This window comes from Candidatus Pseudomonas auctus (assembly GCF_048654275.1).
GTDB lineage: Bacteria > Pseudomonadota > Gammaproteobacteria > Pseudomonadales > Pseudomonadaceae > Aquipseudomonas > Aquipseudomonas pharyngis.
In genome coordinates this window covers 53,899-73,492 of the sequence record NZ_JBJYZK010000014.1, presented here as the reverse complement: position 1 = coordinate 73,492, position 19,594 = coordinate 53,899, and the positions used below count along the sequence as shown (strand labels likewise).

The following is a 19,594-nucleotide window of genomic DNA, read 5'->3' as shown; positions in this document are numbered from 1 at the left end:
GTCGGGGCTTTTTGTTTATCGTAGGTCTGACGCAGCTCCAATAGGGGATCACGTCAGGATTGATTGTCTAGCACTTACCCTCTCTCACATTCCAGACACAAAATTCCTACAAAATACTGAGCTAGCAATCTGTCAATCAAGTGAACGTGCGTATATAAAAGCAGCCCATCACCGCAGCGTGCGTGAAGCACCGTTCATTTTCAACATCACGGTTGACACCCACGGACCAATAACGAATTTTGTTTCATTTGCGCAGGCTGGGGCTCCAGCGCAGCATGTCCAGCCCCGTATCGACCCAACGCTCCGCCTCGGCGTACAGATCGAAGGCGTCCGGCGCCAGGAGCCATCCATAAAGGAGGCCGTCGATATAGGCGTGAATGCTGATGGCTGCCCGGGCGGTGTCGAGGTCCGCCGGCAACTGCCCACGATTGACCGCGTTACTCAGTGTCAGCGCGATCCGCACATTGCAATCGAGGCTGGCGGTCCGGCGCTGCTGACGCAGATCGCACATTTCATCGGTGAACTCGCACTTATGAAACAAAATTTCGTTGATACGCCGGGTCTTCGGATCCAGTGCAACTTTATGAAACAAATGAATCAGCAATTGGCGCATGCAGCCCAGTGGATCGGGTTCGTCCTCGCTTTCGCTGGCCTTGGCCAGTTCGTCCAACGGCTCATGCAGAGTATCGAGCATGGCTTGCAACAGATCGGCCTTGTTGCTGAAGTGCCAGTAGATGGCTCCGCGCGTCACCCCGGCCAGGGTCGCGATATCCGACAATGTCGTGCGCGCCACGCCCCGCTCATAGAAGGCTTTCTCGGCCGCTTCGAGAATCTGGCTGCGCGTTTCCTGAGCTTCCTCTTTGGTACGACGGACCATGGCAGTAAAACCTCAAACAGGATGTTTCAGGGATGGCTGAATATCCGCTGAATAAAAAAGGGTCGATCTCTCGCGGATCGGCTCCCCGGCCTACAATTTCAGACCTTGCGACGACTTTTGTAACAGGATGGATACGACGCCAAGGTGTTTACAAACAACCATGAACGTAAGTATATTCATTAGCAAGCTACTTATCCACCCGATAACCCTTTTTTACCCTTCCACACTTCTTGTGCGCTTTTCGCGCGCCTGACCCGAGGATCTTCATGCAATTCAAGCCAGCTGTTACCGCTCTGGTCACTGCCGTCGCCCTGGCATCGCTGCTCAGCGGATGTAAAAAGGAAGAGGCGGCTCCCGCCGCACCACCTCCTCAGGTCGGCGTCGTCACCCTGCAACCACAAGCCTTTACTCTGACTTCCGAACTGCCGGGCCGCACCAGTGCATTCCGCATCGCCGAAGTTCGTCCGCAGGTCAACGGCATCATTCTCAAGCGTCTGTTCAAGGAAGGCGGCGATGTCAAAGCCGGCCAGCAGCTGTATCAGATCGATCCGTCGGTTTATGAAGCGACCCTGAAAAGCGCCGAAGCCAACCTGCGTTCGACCAAGTCGATCTCCGACCGCTACAAGCAACTGGTCGACGAGCAGGCCGTCAGCCGTCAGGAATACGACACCGCCGTGGCCAACCGCCTGCAATCGGAAGCGTCGTTGCAAAGCGCGCAGATCAACGTGCGTTACACCAAGGTCTACGCACCGATCTCCGGTCGCATCGGCCGTTCTTCGGTGACCGAAGGCGCGCTGGTCAGCAGCGGCCAGACCGACGCGATGGCCGTGATCCAGCAACTGGACCCGATCTACGTCGACGTTACCCAGTCCTCGGTCGAGTTGCTGGAATTGCGTCGCGAACTGGAAAGCGGTCGTCTGCAGAAGGCCGGCGACAACGCCGCTGCGGTCAAGCTGACCCTCGAAGACGGCAGCCAGTACAAGCTCGACGGTAAGCTGGAATTCTCCGAAGTGTCGGTCGACCAGACCACCGGTTCCGTGACCCTGCGCGCCGTGTTCCCGAACCCGGATCACACTCTGCTGCCGGGCATGTTCGTCCACGCGCAGTTGCAGGCCGGTGTGAACAGCGCCGCGATCCTCGCGCCGCAGCAAGGCGTGACCCGCGACCTCAAGGGCACCCCGACTGCGCTGGTCGTCGGTCCGGACAACAAGGTCGAACTGCGTCAGCTCAAGGCCAGCCGCACCGTCGGCAGCCAGTGGCTGATCGAAGACGGCCTGAAGGCCGGAGATCGTCTGATCACCGAAGGGCTGCAATTCGTCAAACCGGGTGTTGAGGTCAAACCGACCGAAGCGACCAACGTCGGCAAAAAGAACCCGGCCCCCGCTCAGGCAGCTGACAAAGCCGCCGGCGGCAAAGGGGAGTAATCCATGTCAAAATTTTTCATCGACCGTCCGATTTTCGCCTGGGTAATTGCCCTGGTGATCATGCTGGTCGGGGCACTTTCGATCCTGAAACTGCCAATCAACCAGTACCCGAGCATTGCGCCACCGGCCATTGCAATCTCCGTGACCTACCCGGGTGCTTCGGCACAGACGGTTCAGGACACCGTGGTGCAAGTGATCGAGCAGCAGCTCAACGGTATCGACAACCTGCGTTATGTGTCCTCGGAAAGTAACTCCGACGGCAGCATGACCATCACCGCGACCTTCGAGCAAGGCACCAACTCCGACACCGCGCAGGTTCAGGTCCAGAACAAGCTGAACCTGGCCACCCCGCTGCTGCCGCAGGAAGTGCAGCAACAGGGTATCCGCGTGACCAAGGCAGTGAAGAACTTCCTGCTGGTGATCGGCGTGGTGTCGCGTGACGGCAGCATGACCAAGGACGACCTGTCCAACTACATCGTGTCGAACATGCAGGACCCGATCTCCCGGACCGCCGGTGTCGGTGACTTCCAGGTCTTCGGTGCCCAGTACGCGATGCGCATCTGGCTCGACCCGGCCAAGTTGAACAACTTCAACCTGACCCCGGTCGACGTGAAAACCGCGATTGCGGCGCAGAACGTCCAGGTGTCGTCCGGTCAGCTCGGTGGCTTGCCTGCCGTGCAGGGCCAGCAGCTGAACGCCACGATCATCGGCAAGACCCGTCTGCAGACCGCCGAGCAGTTCAAAGAGATTCTGCTCAAGGTCAACAAGGACGGCTCGCAGGTTCGCCTCAAAGACGTCGCCGACGTCGGCCTGGGTGGCGAGAACTATGCGATCAGCGCCCAGTTCAACGGCAGCCCGGCGTCCGGTCTGGCGGTGAAACTGGCCAACGGCGCCAACGCCCTCGACACCGCCAAGGCACTGCGCAAGACGATTGACGACCTCAAGCCGTTCTTCCCGCAAGGCATGGAAGTGGTGTTCCCGTACGACACCACCCCGGTGGTGACCGAGTCGATCAAAGGCGTGGTTCACACCCTGGTCGAAGCGATTGCGCTGGTGTTCCTGGTGATGTTCCTGTTCCTGCAGAACTTCCGCGCCACCGTCATCACCACGATGACCGTGCCGGTGGTATTGCTCGGTACTTTCGGCATCCTCGCAGCGGCCGGTTTCAGCATCAACACCCTGACCATGTTCGGCATGGTGCTGGCCATCGGCTTGCTGGTGGACGACGCCATTGTCGTGGTGGAAAACGTCGAGCGGGTGATGAGCGAAGAAGGCTTGTCACCGAAGGAAGCGACCAAGAAATCCATGGGCCAGATCCAGGGCGCCCTGGTCGGTATCGCCCTGGTGCTGTCGGCGGTGTTGCTGCCGATGGCATTCTTCAGCGGCTCCACCGGTGTGATCTACAAGCAGTTCTCGATCACCATCGTGTCGGCCATGGCGCTGTCGGTACTGGTCGCGCTGATCTTCACCCCGGCGCTGTGCGCCACCATGCTCAAGGCGATTCCGCACGGTGAGCACGGCACACCGAAAAAGGGTTTCTTCGGCTGGTTCAACCGCAACTTCGACCGTGGCGTCAACAGCTACGAGCGCGGTGTTGGCAACATGTTGTCGCGCAAGGCGCCGTATCTGCTGGCGTACCTGCTGATCGTGGTCGGCATGATCTGGCTGTTCACCCGCATCCCGACCGCGTTCCTGCCGGAAGAAGACCAGGGCGTTCTGTTCGCCCAGGTGCAGACACCCGCCGGTTCCAGTGCCCAGCGCACTCAGGTGGTGGTGGATGAAATGCGTGAGTTCCTGCTGCGTCCGACCAAGGACGGCGGTGAAGGCGACGCCGTAGCTTCGGTGTTCACCGTGACCGGCTTCAACTTCGCCGGCCGTGGCCAAAGCTCGGGTATGGCGTTCATCATGCTCAAGCCGTGGGGCGAACGTAACGCCGACAACAGCGTGTTCAAACTGGCGGCCCGCGCCCAGCAGCACTTCTTCAGCTTCCGCGATGCGATGGTGTTCGCCTTCGCCCCGCCGGCCGTACTGGAGCTGGGTAATGCCACCGGTTTCGACGTGTTCCTGCAGGACCGCGCCGGTATCGGTCACGAACAACTGATGGCCGCGCGCAACCAGTTCCTCGGCATGGCCGCGCAGAGCAAGGTGCTCACGCAGGTCCGTCCGAACGGTCTGAACGATGAACCGCAGTTCCAGCTGGAAATCGATGACGAGAAGGCCAGTGCCCTGGGCATCACCATCTCCGACATCAACAACACCCTGTCGATTGCGCTGGGCAGTAGCTACGTCAACGACTTCATCGACCGCGGTCGGGTGAAGAAGGTGTACGTGCAGGGCCGGCCAGACTCGCGCATGAGCCCGGAAGACCTGAAGAAGTGGTACGTGCGCAACGCCGCCGGCACCATGGTTCCGTTCTCCGCGTTCGCCAAGGGCGAGTGGATCTACGGTTCGCCGAAGCTGGCGCGTTACAACGGCGTTGAAGCGGTCGAGATCCTCGGTGCCCCGGCGCCGGGTTACTCCACCGGTGAAGCGATGGCCGAAGTCGAGGCGATTGCCAAGAAACTGCCGGCCGGTGTGGGTATTTCGTGGACCGGTCTGTCGTACGAAGAACGTCTGTCCGGTTCGCAGGCTCCGGCGCTGTACGCCCTGTCGCTGCTGATGGTGTTCCTGTGTCTGGCGGCGCTGTATGAAAGCTGGTCGATTCCGATCGCGGTCATGCTCGTGGTACCGCTGGGGATCATCGGTGCGCTGATGGCCACCAGCCTGCGCGGTCTGTCGAACGACGTGTACTTCCAGGTGGGTCTGTTGACGACTATCGGTCTGGCGGCTAAAAACGCCATTCTGATCGTCGAGTTCGCCAAGGAATTGCACGAGCAGGGACGCAGTCTGCGCGATGCGGCCATTGAAGCCTGCCGCATGCGTCTGCGACCGATCATCATGACGTCGCTGGCCTTCGTCCTCGGTGTTGTACCGTTGGCTATCTCCACCGGCGCAGGCTCGGGCAGTCAACACGCGATCGGTACCGGCGTGATTGGCGGTATGCTCACCGCGACGATCCTGGCGATATTCTGGGTTCCACTGTTCTTCGTCACTGTGTCGTCCATGGGTCAGCGCAAAAACGCCGGCAAGGATGACGCCATAGAAACTCCTAAAGAGGCTGGCCAATGAGCAAGTCGCTACTCTCCATCGCAGTCGCCGCCTTCGTGCTGAGCGGTTGCTCGCTGATACCGGATTATCAGCAGCCGGAAGCACCGGTGGCGGGCCAATACCCGCAGGGCCCGGCGTACTCGCCGGCCCAGGCACCGGCGCAGGCCGCTGCCGAGCAGGGCTGGAAGCAGTTTTTCCATGACCCGGCCCTGCAGCAGCTGATCCAGGTGGCCTTGGAAAACAACCGCGACCTGCGTGTCGCGGCGCTGAACATCGACGCCTACGCGGCTCAATACCGCATCCAGCGCGCCGATCTGTTCCCGGCCGTGTCGGCCAATGCCAGCGGCAGTCGTCAGCGGGTTCCGGCCCGTGCGTCGCAGACCGGTGAAGCGGCCATCAGCAGTTCCTACTCCGCTACCGTCGGCATCAGCGCCTACGAACTCGACCTGTTCGGTCGGGTTCGCAGCCTGAGCGAACAAGCGCTGCAACAATACTTCGCCACCGAAGAAGCGCGCCGCAGCACCCAGATCAGCCTGGTGGCCAGCGTGGCCAACGCCTACCTGACCTGGCAGGCCGACAAGGAACTGCTGAAGCTGACCCAGGACACCCTCGGTGCCTTCGAGGAAAGCTACAAGCTGACCAGCCGCAGCAATGAAGTCGGTGTGGCCTCGGCGCTGGACCTGGCGCAGTCGCGTACATCGGTGGAAAACGCCCGGGCACAACTGGCGCGTTACACCCGTCAGGTGGCCCAGGACGAAAACAGCCTGACCCTGCTGCTCGGCACCGGCATCCCGGCCAACCTGCAAGCGGCCAAGCCGCTGTCGGATGACCTGCTGGCCGACGTACCGGCCGGTCTGCCGTCGGATCTGCTGCAACGTCGTCCGGACATCCTTCAGGCCGAGTACAACCTGAAGGCCGCCAACGCCAACATCGGCGCGGCCCGTGCAGCGTTCTTCCCGAGCATCAGCCTGACCGCCAACGCGGGCAGCCTGAGCCCGGACCTGTCCGGCCTGTTCAAGGGCGGCTCGGGCACGTGGCTGTTCCAGCCGCAGATCAACCTGCCGATCTTCAACGCCGGCAGCCTGCGCGCCAGCCTCGACTACGCCAAGATCCAGAAGGACATTGGCGTGGCGAACTACGAGAAGTCCATTCAAACGGCCTTCCAGGAAGTCGCCGACGGCCTGGCCGCGCGCCAGACCTACACCGAGCAGTTGCAGGCCCAGCGTGATTTCGTTCAGGCCAACCAGGATTACTACCGCCTGGCCGAGCGTCGCTATCGCATTGGCGTCGACAGCAACCTGACCTTCCTCGATGCCCAGCGTCAGCTGTTCAGCGCACAACAATCGCTGATCACCGACCGCCTCGCGCAGCTGACCAGTGCGGTCAACCTGTACAAGGCCCTGGGCGGTGGCTGGAATGCGCAGACCGCGCAGAACGAGCCGCTCAAAGAAGAAGCGCCGAAGATGAAGTTGTTCTGATCATCTGCTGAATACAAGAAGCCCACCGTTTGGTGGGCTTTTTGTTGCCCGCAAATCTTGCGTTCGATAATCGCCCAAATTCCACTTTCGCCGATTGAATCGCCTCGCCCGCGCCCCGCACCATTCGAGCCACAAAACCAATAACAACAGGTTCGACACCATGCTCCCGCGCCCTGCTCCTCCCGGCTGATCGCCGCCGCTTCGCCTCTGAATCCATCGAATGTCTGCGCCTTGAAAAACGGTCGCAGCGCCCCCGTTTGCCCAAAAAAACAAGAGAGACCCGAGCCCATGACAACCTCCCCTGCGCCCTACGCACTTCCCGGTCTGATCGCCCTCGCCCTGGCCGGCATCGCGATGCCCGCTGCGGCAGAAGAAACCGGTTTTATCGACGGGGCCAAGGTCAACCTGAACCTGCGCAACTTCTACATCAACCGCAACTTCACCAACCCGACCAAGGCTCAGGGCAAGGCTGAAGAGTGGACGCAGAACTTCATCCTCGACGCCAAATCCGGTTTCACCCAAGGCACCGTCGGGTTCGGTCTGGATGTGCTGGGGTTGTACTCGGTGAAGCTCGATGGCGGCAAAGGCACCGGCGGCACGCAATTGTTGCCGCTGGATCATGACGGACGCCCGGCGGACAACTTCGGCCGCACCAACGTCGCCTTCAAGGCGAAGCTGTCGCAAACCGAAGTGAAGGTCGGCGAGTGGATGCCGGTGTTGCCCATCCTGCGCTCGGACGACGGCCGCTCGCTGCCGCAGACCTTTCGCGGTGGCCAGATCACCTCGAAGGAAATCGACGGCCTGACCCTCTACGGCGGCCAGTTCCGCGCCAACAGCCCGCGCGACGACAGCAGCATGAGCGACATGTCGATGACCGGCAAAGCCGCGTTCACCTCCGATCGCTTCAACTTTCAGGGCGGCGAATACGTGTTCAACGACAAGCGCACCCAGATCGGCCTGTGGAACGCCGAACTCAAGGACATCTACAGCCAGCAATACGTCAACCTGATCCACAGCCAGCCGCTCGGCGACTGGACGTTGGGCGCCAACCTCGGTTTCTTCTACGGCAAGGACGACGGCAGCGCCCGCGCCGGCGAGCTCGACAACAAGACCTGGTCGGGGATGTTCTCGGCAAAATACGGTGGCCACACCTTCTACGTCGGCCTGCAGAAACTCACCGGCGACAGCGCCTGGATGCGCGTCAACGGCACCAGCGGCGGCACCCTGGCCAACGACAGCTACAACGCCAGCTACGACAACGCGCAGGAACGCTCCTGGCAGGTCCGCCACGACTACAACTTCGTTGCCCTGGGCATCCCCGGCCTGACCCTGATGAACCGTTACATCAGCGGCGACAACGTGCACACCGGCACCATCACCGACGGCAAGGAATGGGGCCGCGAATCGGAACTGGGCTACACCGTGCAGAGCGGCGCGCTGAAGAACCTGAACGTCAGATGGCGCAACTCGACCATGCGCCGCGACTTCAGCAACAACGAGTTCGACGAGAACCGCCTGATTGTCAGCTATCCGATCAGTTTGCTGTGACTGTGAAAACGGCGCTCCCGGCGAGCGCCGTCTTTGACCGCTGGTCATTTGAGTCTGGCAAGCCACCAAGACCCGGTTACATTTAAGCGGTACTTTTTATTCTCCAGCCTGCAGTAGGAGTCATTTACCTTCCGTTATCTCCGGATGCCGTACGCGAAGCACACCTTGACCATGGAGGTCAGGTATGAAAAAGCGAATAGTGATCGTCGGTGGCGGCGTAGGCGGAACCATGCTGGCCAATCAACTGGTCGGCAAACTGTATCCCGAACTCCTGCGTGGCGAAGTCTCGATCACTCTCCTGTCGGAATCCCCCGATCATTACTACAAACCTGCGTTCATGTACGTGGCGTTCAACCTGTTCTTCAAAGAAGAACTCAAACGCCCGGAACGCTCGTTGTTGCGACCTGAAATCGACTTTCAGGTTGAAAAGGTCATACGGTTCGACTTCAACAACCAACACCTCAAAACCCATAGCGGCAAGTTTTTTGCCTACGACTTTCTGGTCATCGCCACCGGTTGTGTGCCCGCTCCGGAACGCATCGAGGGTTTGAAAGAGGCTGGCGACCATTTCTATCAATACGAACCGGCGCGCCAACTGGCGCAACGTCTGAGCACGCTTGAAAAAGGTCGGATTTTCATTACCGTGTCTTTTCCGCAGACTCCCAATGTGCCGCACCAATGCGGTATTGCTCCGGTAGAAACGACACTCATGCTGCATGATTTTCTGTGCCGTCGTGGTGTTCGCAAGAACGTGGAGATCATCTACACCTACCCGACTACCGCCCAGCTGTTGCGCAACTGTCTGTTCCTGCAACGCCCGACCGGAGAGATCCTGCCGGGCATTTTCGACAAAGCGGGCATCCAGTATCGGCGCGGTTTCACTCTGAGCCAGGTCGATCCCGACGCAAATATCGCCTACTCCCATGAAGGCGCGGACGAACCGTTCGACATCCTGATGGCAACCCCGCCGATCCGTGCCGTGGATGCCGTGCTGGAAGCCGGTATTTCTCAAGCGCCAAACAACGAAGGCTGGCTGCCGACCAACCACGAAACGCTGCAGGTCTATGGCCAGGAGGGGGTCTATGTGATCGGCGACACCGTTGACCTGCCAGTGAGCAAGGCCGGTGGGGCCTGCCATAACCAGGCGCCGGTGATCGCCAACAACATCGCCGCCGAAATCCGTCTGGGGCACCCCATCAGTGCCTATGACGGTCGCGTTCAGGCCGTTGCGCAAATGGGCCTGAATGCCGGAATGCCGCTTTGGTACAACTATCGGAGCGATGTACTGCCGACGCCACCGACCAAACTCGGCGGCCTGCTGCGCAACAGCTTCAATCGCGGTCTGTACTGGGCGGTGGCCCGTGGAATGCTTTGACCCTGCACAGGGAGGAGTGATTGCTGATGAAAGAGTCTGAAGCCCTGTCGGCCACACCCGGCTACACCGCCCTGATGGCCAGACTGCAACCGTTGATCGACGGTGGACGGCTGGAAAACATTGTCGACCTGCTGTCCCTGCTGTCGGATCTGGTCGACCTGTTGGATGAAGCCATGGTGGAGAAGCTGTCCTTGCTGGTCGAACAGGCGGCAGCCTGCAGTTGGGAGATGGCCAATGCTCTGCGTCTGGCGAAGGCTGAAGTCGCGGCGCACCACCAGCCACCAAGCGTCGTTGCACTGCTCAAACTGTTGAACGACAGCGATACACGCAAAGGAGTAGCCGTTGTCCTGAAAGCGCTCAACGTCATCGGAAGACAACTTTAACTCGCCAGAGAGGATCACCTCATGAGCGTAAAACTCGAAACGCCGGGCAAGCCCTGCTCCGACTGGGACGCCAAGGCGTACCAGCAGTTTTCCCGTCTCAGGCAACAACCGGTCGTTGAATTGCTCGGCCGCGTCGAACTGAACGATCCGAAACTCATTTATGACCTCGGTTGCGGCACCGGCATTGCCACGCAACTGTTGGCCGAACGCTGGCCGCGTGCGCAGTTGCGGGGCATCGACAGTTCGGCACAGATGCTCGATCAGGCCCGCAGCCTGCCGATCAAGGCGTCGTGGCAGCACTGCAACCTGCTCGACTGGCAACCCGAGCAATCGGCCGACCTGCTGCTGGCCGCAGCCGTGCTGCACTTTATCGACGACCATGAGCAACTGCTGCCCCGTCTGCTCGGCCACATAAACCCCGGCGGCTGCCTCGCCGCGCATATGCCGGACTGGCGTGATGCGCTGTGGTATCAGCTGATGCTCGACACCCTCAACGATGCCGGACCCTGCGGCCGCCCCATCGGCACTGCGCAATTGCGCCAGCGCATGGCCGCGCGGCCGTTGTTGTCGCTGGAGGATTACTACCGGCTGCTGGCCCCGCTGACCCAATCACTGGATATCTGGGAAACCGAGCAGTTGCAGGTGGTCGACGGCAAGTCGCCGGTTTATGACTGGGTGAAGGTGTCGGCGCTGCGGCCGGTGATGCAGGGGCTGACGTCGGAGGAACAGGCGCGCTTCATTTATCACTACCTGAGGCGGGTGCATGCGCATTATCCGCAGGAGGAAAATGGCCATACATTGTTTGCGTTCAAGCGGACTTTCATTGTTGCCAAGGTATGAAGTTCAAAGGATCGCAGCCTTCAACAGGCTGCGCCCCCTCGAATTCGGCGATTACTCGCGAGATTCGGTACCCAGCTCATCCCACACCGATTCGGCCAGATGGAACGTCGCATTCGCCGCCGGAATCCCGCAGTAGATCGCGCTCTGCATGATCACTTCCTTGATCTCGCCGCGGCTCACGCCATTGTTGGCCGCCGCCCGCAGGTGCAACTTGAGTTCACCCTCGCGGTTCATGCCGATCAGCATGGCGATGGTGATCAGGCTGCGGGTGTGGCGCGGCAGGCCCGGGCGGGTCCAGATGTCGCCCCAGGCGTGACGGGTGATCATCTCCTGGAATTCCGAGTTGAACTCGGTCAGCGTGGTCAGGCTGCGATCGACGTGGGCGTCGCCGAGCACCGCGCGGCGCACTTGCATGCCGTCGTCGTAACGTTGTTTCTCGTCCACGGAAATCCCCTCAATCGGCCAGCAAAAAGGTCAGCACGCGGTCGCTGAACGCGTCGCCGGCCTGAACGTTGGAAAGGTGCGCCGCATAAAACTCGGCGTACTCGGCGCCACGCACATGTTCCTGAATGAAATGCCCGCCGGACGGTGGCGTCACCGCATCTTCGGTACCGGCGATCACCAGCAGCGGCACCGTGATCGACGCCAACTGCTCGCGGAAATCCGCATCGCGTACCGCTGCGCAGTTGGCGGCGTAACCTTCAGGATGGGTCGCGGCCAGCATGTCAGTGATCTGCTTCGCGGCTGCCGGGTTGGCTGCCGAAAAGTCCGGGGTAAACCAGCGGGCAATCGACGCATCGCGCAACGCGACCATCGCCGCCGGGCCGTCACGCAGCACGGTTTCGATGCGCGGGTTCCACACCGACGGATCGCCGATTTTCGCCGCCGTGTTGCAGACGATCAGTTTGTTCAGCCGCTGGCCGGCGTTGATCCCCAGCCACTGGCCGATCAGGCCGCCCATCGACAGACCGCAAAAATGCGCGCGTTCAATGTGCAGCGCATCCAGCAGCGCCAGCACGTCGCGGCCCAGTTGCTCGATGCTGTAAGGGCCCGGCGTCACCAGCGACTGGCCGTGCCCGCGAGTATCGAAACGCAGCACGCGAAAATGTTCGGTGAAGGCCGGCATCTGCACGTCCCACATGTGCAGGTCGGTGCCCAGCGAGTTCGACAGCACCAGCACCGGTGCATCGACCGGGCCTTCCAATGAGTAATGCAGTTCGCCATCGGCGAGTTGAACGAAAGCCACAGCCCTCTCCTTTCAGTCAGACAATGCGTTGTGTTCGGCCACTGCCCGCTCGACCCAGACTTGCGCCTGACCGAGGTAATGGGCGGGATCGAGCAGATGATCCAGTTCGGTTGCGCTCAGTTCGGCGATCACCTGCGGTTCGTCACCGAGGACCGCTCGCAGATGACGCTGTTCGGCCACCGCCCGTTTGCAGCATTGCTCGAGCAGATGATGCGCGGTGTCGCGGCCGACCCGTTGCGCGAGCACGATGCTCACCGCTTCGGCCAGCACCAGACCTTGGGTCAATTCCAGGTTGCGGGCCATGCGCGCGGCATCGACTTCCAGACCATCGGCCAGCAGCCGCGCCTGTTGCAGCGCGCCCGACACCAGGCAGCAGATGTCCGGCAGGGTTTCCCATTCGGCGTGCCACAGACCGAGGCTGCGTTCGTGTTCCTGGGGCATGGCGCTGAACAGCGTCGACACCAGCCCCGGAACGCGGGTGGCGGCGCCGATCAGCACCGCCGCGCCCACCGGATTGCGTTTGTGCGGCATGGTCGAAGAGCCGCCCTTGCCCGGCGCCGACGGTTCGAACACTTCCGCCGCTTCAGTCTGCATCAACAGGCTGATGTCGCGGCCGAACTTGCCGAGGCTGCCGGCGATCAGACCGAGCACCGCGCCGAACTCGACGATGCGATCACGCTGGGTGTGCCACGGTTGTTCCGGCAGGGTCAGGTGCAGTTCTTCAGCCAGCGCCTGGGCGATCGGCAACGCCTGTTCGCCGAGTGCCGCGAGGGTGCCGGACGCGCCGCCGAATTGCAGCACCAGCAGCCGTGGCTTGAGCTCGCGCAGACGCTGACGGCTGCGCGTGATCGCACCGAGCCAACCGGCGATCTTCATGCCGAGCGTCACCGGCGTCGCATGTTGCAGCCAGGTGCGCCCGGCCAGTGGCGTCGCGGCGTGGCGCTGCGCCTGAATGGCGAGAGCGTCGGCCAGTTGCGCCAGCTCCCTTTCAATCAATTCCAGCGCCTGACGCAATTGCAGCACCAGACCGGAATCCATCACGTCCTGACTGGTGGCGCCCAGATGTACATAGCGCTCGGCTTCGGCATCGGTCGCGGCAATCTGTTTGCCCAATGCCTTGACCAGCGGAATCGCCGAATTGCCGGCGGTGGCAATCGCCTCGCCCAGCGCTGCGAAATCGAACAGTCCGGCGCGGCAGGCGTTTTCGATCGACTCGACGGCGTCCGCCGGAATCAACCCGACACGCGCTTCGGCCCGGGCCAGTGCCGCTTCGAAGTCGAGCATCGCCTGCACCCGGCCCTGATCGCAGAACACGTCGCGCATATCGCGGGCAGTAAAGTAGGCATCGAACAATTGATTGCCCGGTCGCTGAGTCATAAACAGTCCTTGCCGGCGCGGGCCGTTGTGGCCCGCGCGCATCGGTTTAAAGATCGTGGTGCAAATACTTCGCTTCTTTGGGCAGGCGCAGGCTGAACAGGAACGCCACGGCCATCATGATCGTGACATACCAGTAGAACGCGTTTTCCATGCCGCCAGCCTTGAGGCTCAGGGCCACGTATTCTGCCGAACCACCAAAGATCGCATTCGCTACCGCGTAGGCCAGGCCGACGCCGAGGGCGCGGACTTCCGGCGGGAACATCTCGGCTTTCACCAGACCGCTGATCGAGGTGTAGAAACTGACGATCGCCAGCGCCACGGTGATCAGCACGAAAGCCAGGAACGGGCTGCCGACACTTTTCAGGCTGAGCAGGATCGGCACCGTGAACAACGTGCCGAGGCCACCGAACCAGAGCATCGAGTTACGCCGGCCGATCTTGTCGGCGAGCATGCCGAACAGCGGCTGCATGCACATGTACAGGAACAGCGCGCCGGTCATGATGTAGCTGGCGGTCTTGGCGTGCATGCCGGCGGTGTTCACCAGGTACTTCTGCATGTACGTGGTGAAGGTGTAGAAAATCAGCGAGCCGCCGGCGGTATAGCCGAGCACGGTGATGAACGCAGCCTTGTGATCGCGGAACAGTGCGCGGATGCTGCCGGCGTCCTTGTTCTCGCGCATTTCCTTGCTGGTGGTTTCTTTCAGCGAACGGCGCAGGAACAGCGAAATCAGCGCGGCGGCCGCACCGACCACGAACGGAATCCGCCAGCCGTAGGCACGCAATTCTTCTTCAGAGAGGAACTGTTGCAGGATCACCACCAGCAGCACCGCCAGCAGTTGCCCGCCGATCAGGGTCACGTACTGGAACGAGGCGAAGAACCCGCGCTGGCCCTTGAGCGCGACTTCGCTCATGTAGGTCGCGGTGGTGCCGTACTCACCGCCCACCGACAGGCCTTGCAGCAGACGCGCGAACAACAGCAGCAGCGGCGCCCAGACGCCGATGTCCTTGTAGGTCGGCAGGCAGGCGATCAGCAACGAACCGAAGCACATCATCAGGATCGAGATCAGCATCGAGTTCTTGCGCCCGTGCTTGTCCGCGACCCGGCCGAAAATCCAACCGCCGATCGGTCGCATCAGGAACCCGGCGGCGAAGACGCCTGCCGTGTTGACCAACTGCACCGTGGGGTTGTCGGAGGGGAAAAACGCCGGGGCGAAATAGATCGCGCAGAAGGCGTAGACATAGAAGTCGAACCATTCGACGAGGTTGCCGGACGACGCGCCGACAATGGCAAAGATGCGCTTGCTGCGCTCTTCACCGGTGTAATGGGAGGTGAGGGTTGTCATTGTTTTTCACTCGATAGGGACAGTGAGAGTCTAGACACACTTTGCAACAGCCCCGTTCCACATTGGATCAGCAACTCAGTTCCCCCCTGTGGGAGCGAGCCTGCTCGCGATGGCGGTACATCACCAACCTTTGTGCTGAATGACACTCCGCAATCGCGAGCAGGCTCGCTCCCACATTGGAACTCTGGTGTTCTAGTAATCGAAGAACACGGTCTCCGCATCAGTGCCCTGCAGGATCACATTCCACTGATAGACACCCGCCGCGTCCGGCTTCGCCAGCAACGTGGTGCGGCGCTCCGCTGGTACGCACTCGAGCAACGGATCATTGACGTTCGCCGGATCGCCTTCGAAGTAAATCCGCGTCAGCAAGTGCTTCACCAGACCGCGCGCAAACACCAGCACCACCAGATGCGGCGCCTGGGTCGAGCCCTTCAGGCCTTCAACCGTGCCCGGCTTGATGGTGGTGAAACGAAAGCGCCCTTCCGCATCCACCGGCACCCGGCCGAAGCCTTCGAAATTCGGATCGAGCGGCTTGGCCTGCTCGTCTTCCGGGTGGTCATATTTGCCGGCGGCGTTGGCCTGCCAGACTTCGAGCATGGCGTCGTTGACGACATCGCCGTTGCCGTCCACCACTTGCCCGGTGATCGCCACGCGCTGGCCGAGGGTCAGTTCGTTGGCGAGGTTTTCACGGTTCAGCCAGGTCAGGCCGATGTGGTAATACGGCCCGACGGTGTGGGACGTGGTCGCAGTCAGGGTCATCTCATTTCTCCATCGGCGTGGCTTCGCGGCCGCGCAGCACGATGTCCCAGCGATAAGCGAGGGCGTAGGACGGAATGGTTTTTTCCAGATCGAAAGCGGCGATCAGGCGTTCCTTGGCCGAGGTGTCCGGCACGCAGTTGTAGATCGGGTCGTAGGCCAGCAGCGGGTCGCCCGGGAAATACATCTGCGTGACCAGGCGCGTCAGGATGCTCGGCCCGAACAGCGAGAAATGCACGTGGGCCGGACGCCAGGCATTGTGGTGGTTGCCCCACGGATAGGCGCCGGGCTTGATGGTCTGGAACTGATACCAGCCGTCAGCGTCGGTCACGGTGCGGCCGGTGCCGGTGAAATTCGGGTCCAGCGGCGCGTCGTGCAGGTCACGGGCATGGTTGTAGCGACCGGCGGCGTTGGCCTGCCAGATCTCCACCAGAATTCCCGGGACCGGCAGACCGTCTTCGTCGAGCACACGCCCGTGAATGATGATCCGCTCACCGAGGGGTTCACCCTGATGCTGGGCGGTCAAATCGTTGTCGGTTTCGGCCACACGCTCGGCACCGATGGTCGGGCCGGTGATTTCCGACAGCGAATGCGGCAGAAACACCAACGGCTTGGACGGCGAGCGCAGATTGGTGGATTGATAGGTCGGGTGCAGGTACGGCGGCTGGGTGCCTTCCTGCGGGCGGCGGTAACCAGGCTTGTCAGTCATTTCGCTTTCCTCTGTTCTTTTTCGTCACGGCTTGCGTCAGACGCGTTCGATGGCCAGGGCCAGACCCTGGCCGACACCGACGCACATGGTCGCCAGACCTTTCTTGCCACCAGTCTTTTCCAGCTGATGCAGCGCAGTCAGCACCAGCCGCGCGCCGCTCATGCCCAACGGGTGGCCCAAGGCAATCGCGCCACCGTTCGGGTTGACCTGGGCCGCGTCGTCCGCCAGTCCCAGTTCACGCAGCACCGCCAGACCCTGGCTGGCGAAGGCTTCGTTGAGTTCGATCACATCGAAATCGCTGACCGCAACGCCGAGGCGTTCGGTGAGTTTGCGCACCGCCGGCACCGGGCCGATGCCCATCACCCGTGGCGCAACCCCGGCGCTGGCCATGCCCAGCACTTTGGCGCGGGCAGTCAAACCGTGTTTTTTCACCGCTTCCGCCGAGGCCAGAATCAGCGCGGCGGCACCGTCGTTGACGCCCGAAGCGTTGCCGGCGGTGACGGTCTTGTCCGGGCCGTTGACCGGTTTCAGTTTGCTCAGCGCTTCAAGCGTGGTGTCGGCGCGGGGGTGTTCGTCCTGGCTGACCACGGTTTCGCCCTTTTTGTGGGCGATCCGCACTTCGACGATTTCCTCGGCGAAGTAGCCGGCAGCCTGGGCAGCGGCCGTACGTTGCTGACTGCGCAAAGCGAAAGCGTCCTGATCCTCGCGGGAAACTTCGTAGTCGTCGGCGACGTTGTCGGCGGTCTGCGGCATCGCGTCAACGCCATACTGGGCCTTCATCAGCGGGTTGATGAAACGCCAGCCGATGGTGGTGTCCTCCAGCTTCATGTTGCGCGAGAACGCCGCATCAGCCTTGCCCATCACGAACGGTGCGCGGGACATCGACTCGACGCCGCCGGCAATCGCCAGCTCCATTTCACCGCTGGCAATGGCGCGGAACGCGGTGCCGATGGCATCCATGCCCGACGCGCAGAGGCGATTGAGGGTGACGCCGGGCACGCTGTCCGGCAGACCGGCCAGCAACAGCGCCATGCGCGCGACGTTGCGGTTGTCTTCACCGGCCTGGTTGGCGCAGCCGAGGAATACTTCGTCGATGGCGCTCCAATCCACCGACGGGTTGCGCTCCATCAGGGCCTTGATCGGCACGGCGGCGAGGTCGTCGGCGCGAACAGCCGCCAGACCACCACCGAAACGACCGATGGGGGTACGAATCGCATCGCAGATATAAACGTCGCGCATCATGCTTCTCCCGGTGCCTGGCCGTGGGCCGCTGCGGTGCGGGCTTCGAGATCGCGCAGAGCGGTCAGCTCGACCTCGGTCGGTTCGGCCGTGGTGGCCACGCTGTCGGCAAAACGGATCGCCCAACCGGTGGCGGCGACCACTTGCTCGCGGGTCACGCCCGGGTGCAGTGCGGTAACCACGAATTCATGGGTGCCCTCTTCCGGCTCCATGATGCACAGGTCGGTGATGATCCCGACCGGGCCGGCGCCCGGCAGGCCCAGACGTTTGCGCGAATCACCACCCTCACCATGGCCGACCGAGGTGATGAAATCGAGCTTGTCGACAAACGAACGCGCCGACTGTTTAAGGATGATCAGCACGCTTTTGGCGGAACCGGCGATCTCCGGCGCGCCACCGGCACCCGGCAGACGCACTTTCGGCTGGTGATAATCGCCGACCACGGTGGTGTTGATGTTGCCGAAACGGTCGACCTGGGCTGCGCCGAGGAAACCGACGTCGATGCGCCCACCCTGCAGCCAGTAGCGAAAAATCTCACCGGTCGGCACGACGGTGTCAGCGGTTTCTGCCAGTTCGCCGTCACCGATGGACAGTGGCAACACGCTGGGTTTGGCGCCGATAGGGCCGGACTCGTAGATCAACACCACGTCCGGCGACGAGGTCAGGCGCGCCAGGTTGGCGGCTTTCGACGGCAGGCCGATGCCGACGAAGCACACCGAGCCGTTCTTCAGGCGACGGGCTGCGGCGACGGTCATCATTTCATTGGTGGTGTAAGTCATTACTTGGCCTCCGAAGCAGCGGCCAACTTGGCCTGGAACTCGCTGAAGTCAGCGCAGCCATGGATGTATTCGTTGATCCACGCGGTAAACGTCTCACGGTCGCGGGCGATCGGATCCCACGCCTGATAGAAGCGGTTGTCACGCTCGGTGTAACCGTGGGCGTAGGACGGATGCGCGCCACCGGGTACGTGGCAGACCGCACTCAAGGCCCAGGTCGGCAGCACGCAGGCGTTCATCGGGGCGTTGAGGTTGTCGACGATCTCTTCGACGGTGACGATGCAACGCTTGGCGGCCAGTGCGGCTTCTTTCTGCACACCGAGAATGCCCCACAGCAGCACGTTGCCCTGACGGTCGGCTTTCTGGGCGTGGATCACGGTCACGTCCGGACGCACCGACGGCACCGCCGCCAGCACTTCGCCGGTGAACGGGCAAGTCACGGATTTGATCAGCGGGTTGACCTTCGGCAGGTCGGAACCGGCGTAGGCCCGCAACACCGCGAACGGCAGGCCGGAGGCGCCGGCGACGTAGGCATTGGCCAGGTCGGCGTGGCTGTGCTCTTCGATTTCCAGCGCGTGCGGCCATTGCTTCTCGACCGCGTCGCGCAGACGGTGCAGCGAACCCACGCCAGGGTTGCCGCCCCAGGAGAAGATCAGCTTGCGTGCACAGCCGGCGCCGATCAGTTGGTCGTAGATCAGGTCAGGCGTCATCCGCACCAGGGTCAGATCTTTCTTGCCCTGACGAATGATTTCGTGACCCGCCGCCGTAGGGATCAGGTGAGTGAAGCCTTCGAGCGCGACGGTATCGCCGTCGTTGACGAATTGCTTCACCGCGTCGTGCAGCGAAAGGATCTCAGCCATGGAGCGGGCTCCCGTTTTTGTAATGAATCGCCAGTGAATAAAAAGGCGCGAGGTTCTGCGCCGGAGTCACTGAAGATTAAGCCGCTGATTTTCACCAAACAATCCGATAATCGACTGAGTGTTCGTTTATCGAACAGATTGTTATCTGCCTAATGATCACTCCCGCACCGCGTGCGGGAGTGGCACTGATCGTTCCCACGCTCTGCGTGGGAATGCA

Annotated in this window: 17 protein-coding genes; 7 read left to right on the top strand and 10 right to left on the bottom strand. The window is 61.7% G+C overall.

Annotated elements, in window-relative coordinates; genetic code table 11:
- Positions 1-244: 244 nt before the first annotated feature.
- Entirely contained in the window at positions 245-877 is a 633-nt protein-coding gene (locus tag ACKUG4_RS22595; RefSeq protein WP_064593995.1) for a TetR family transcriptional regulator, read from the bottom strand.
- 266 nt (positions 878-1,143) lie between these two features.
- On the opposite strand from ACKUG4_RS22595, the gene emhA reads away from it, so the two are divergent.
- The 7 genes from emhA (at position 1,144) to ACKUG4_RS22560 (ending at position 11,072) form a co-directional block, all read left to right on the top strand.
- Complete coding sequence (gene emhA, locus ACKUG4_RS22590) at positions 1,144-2,301, top strand: efflux RND transporter periplasmic adaptor subunit EmhA (protein WP_039771445.1); 1,158 nt, start codon at positions 1,144-1,146, stop codon at positions 2,299-2,301.
- 3 nt (positions 2,302-2,304) lie between these two features.
- Positions 2,305-5,469, top strand: a complete 3,165-nt coding sequence (gene emhB, locus ACKUG4_RS22585; RefSeq protein ID WP_085647861.1) for an efflux RND transporter permease subunit EmhB — start codon at positions 2,305-2,307, stop codon at positions 5,467-5,469.
- Positions 5,466-6,926 (top strand): efflux RND transporter outer membrane subunit EmhC, encoded by a 1,461-nt coding sequence (emhC, locus tag ACKUG4_RS22580; protein ID WP_221398873.1) that lies wholly within the window; start codon positions 5,466-5,468, stop codon positions 6,924-6,926. The genes emhB and emhC overlap by 4 nt, the downstream gene beginning before the upstream one ends.
- A 288-nt stretch (positions 6,927-7,214) precedes the next feature.
- On the top strand, positions 7,215-8,474 hold the full coding sequence (locus ACKUG4_RS22575) for an OprD family porin (protein ID WP_085647860.1): 1,260 nt from the start codon (positions 7,215-7,217) through the stop codon (positions 8,472-8,474).
- A gap of 184 nt (positions 8,475-8,658) precedes the next feature.
- Positions 8,659-9,849: an NAD(P)/FAD-dependent oxidoreductase gene (locus ACKUG4_RS22570; RefSeq protein ID WP_445434865.1), complete on the top strand. Its 1,191-nt coding sequence runs from the start codon at positions 8,659-8,661 to the stop codon at positions 9,847-9,849.
- 26 nt (positions 9,850-9,875) lie between these two features.
- Entirely contained in the window at positions 9,876-10,232 is a 357-nt protein-coding gene (locus tag ACKUG4_RS22565; RefSeq protein ID WP_085647858.1) for a helical membrane plugin domain-containing protein, read from the top strand.
- 21 nt (positions 10,233-10,253) lie between these two features.
- Positions 10,254-11,072, top strand: coding sequence for a methyltransferase domain-containing protein (locus tag ACKUG4_RS22560; protein ID WP_064593985.1), 819 nt, complete (start codon positions 10,254-10,256; stop codon positions 11,070-11,072).
- A gap of 51 nt (positions 11,073-11,123) precedes the next feature.
- Here ACKUG4_RS22560 and pcaC read toward each other — a convergent pair whose 3' ends face one another.
- The 9 genes from pcaC to ACKUG4_RS22515 all read right to left on the bottom strand — a co-directional run bounded on the left by pcaC (position 11,124) and on the right by ACKUG4_RS22515 (position 19,377).
- Positions 11,124-11,516, bottom strand: a complete 393-nt coding sequence (pcaC, locus tag ACKUG4_RS22555; protein WP_011332825.1) for a 4-carboxymuconolactone decarboxylase — start codon at positions 11,514-11,516, stop codon at positions 11,124-11,126.
- A 10-nt stretch (positions 11,517-11,526) separates the two neighbouring features.
- Complete coding sequence (gene pcaD / locus ACKUG4_RS22550) at positions 11,527-12,318, bottom strand: 3-oxoadipate enol-lactonase (RefSeq protein ID WP_445434864.1); 792 nt, start codon at positions 12,316-12,318, stop codon at positions 11,527-11,529.
- A 12-nt stretch (positions 12,319-12,330) separates the two neighbouring features.
- Entirely contained in the window at positions 12,331-13,695 is a 1,365-nt protein-coding gene (locus ACKUG4_RS22545) for a 3-carboxy-cis,cis-muconate cycloisomerase (RefSeq protein WP_445434863.1), read from the bottom strand.
- Between the two features lie 46 nt (positions 13,696-13,741).
- Positions 13,742-15,037 (bottom strand): MFS family transporter, encoded by a 1,296-nt coding sequence (locus tag ACKUG4_RS22540; RefSeq protein ID WP_039771430.1) that lies wholly within the window; start codon positions 15,035-15,037, stop codon positions 13,742-13,744.
- A gap of 192 nt (positions 15,038-15,229) precedes the next feature.
- Positions 15,230-15,796, bottom strand: coding sequence for a protocatechuate 3,4-dioxygenase subunit alpha (gene pcaG / locus ACKUG4_RS22535; RefSeq protein ID WP_064593979.1), 567 nt, complete (start codon positions 15,794-15,796; stop codon positions 15,230-15,232).
- 1 nt (position 15,797) lies between these two features.
- Entirely contained in the window at positions 15,798-16,502 is a 705-nt protein-coding gene (pcaH, locus tag ACKUG4_RS22530) for a protocatechuate 3,4-dioxygenase subunit beta (RefSeq protein ID WP_039771426.1), read from the bottom strand.
- Positions 16,503-16,538: 36 nt separating this feature from the next.
- The gene (gene pcaF / locus ACKUG4_RS22525) at positions 16,539-17,744 is read right to left on the bottom strand and encodes a 3-oxoadipyl-CoA thiolase (protein WP_178076480.1); all 1,206 of its coding nucleotides are present in this window, start codon (positions 17,742-17,744) and stop codon (positions 16,539-16,541) included.
- Entirely contained in the window at positions 17,741-18,520 is a 780-nt protein-coding gene (locus ACKUG4_RS22520) for a CoA-transferase subunit beta (protein WP_007957829.1), read from the bottom strand. Before ACKUG4_RS22520 ends, pcaF begins: the two co-directional genes overlap by 4 nt.
- Positions 18,520-19,377 carry a CoA transferase subunit A gene (locus tag ACKUG4_RS22515; RefSeq protein WP_003222404.1) on the bottom strand — a complete coding sequence of 286 codons (858 nt, stop codon included), beginning with the start codon at positions 19,375-19,377 and terminating at the stop codon, positions 18,520-18,522. The genes ACKUG4_RS22520 and ACKUG4_RS22515 overlap by 1 nt, the downstream gene beginning before the upstream one ends.
- Positions 19,378-19,594: the final 217 nt, after the last annotated feature.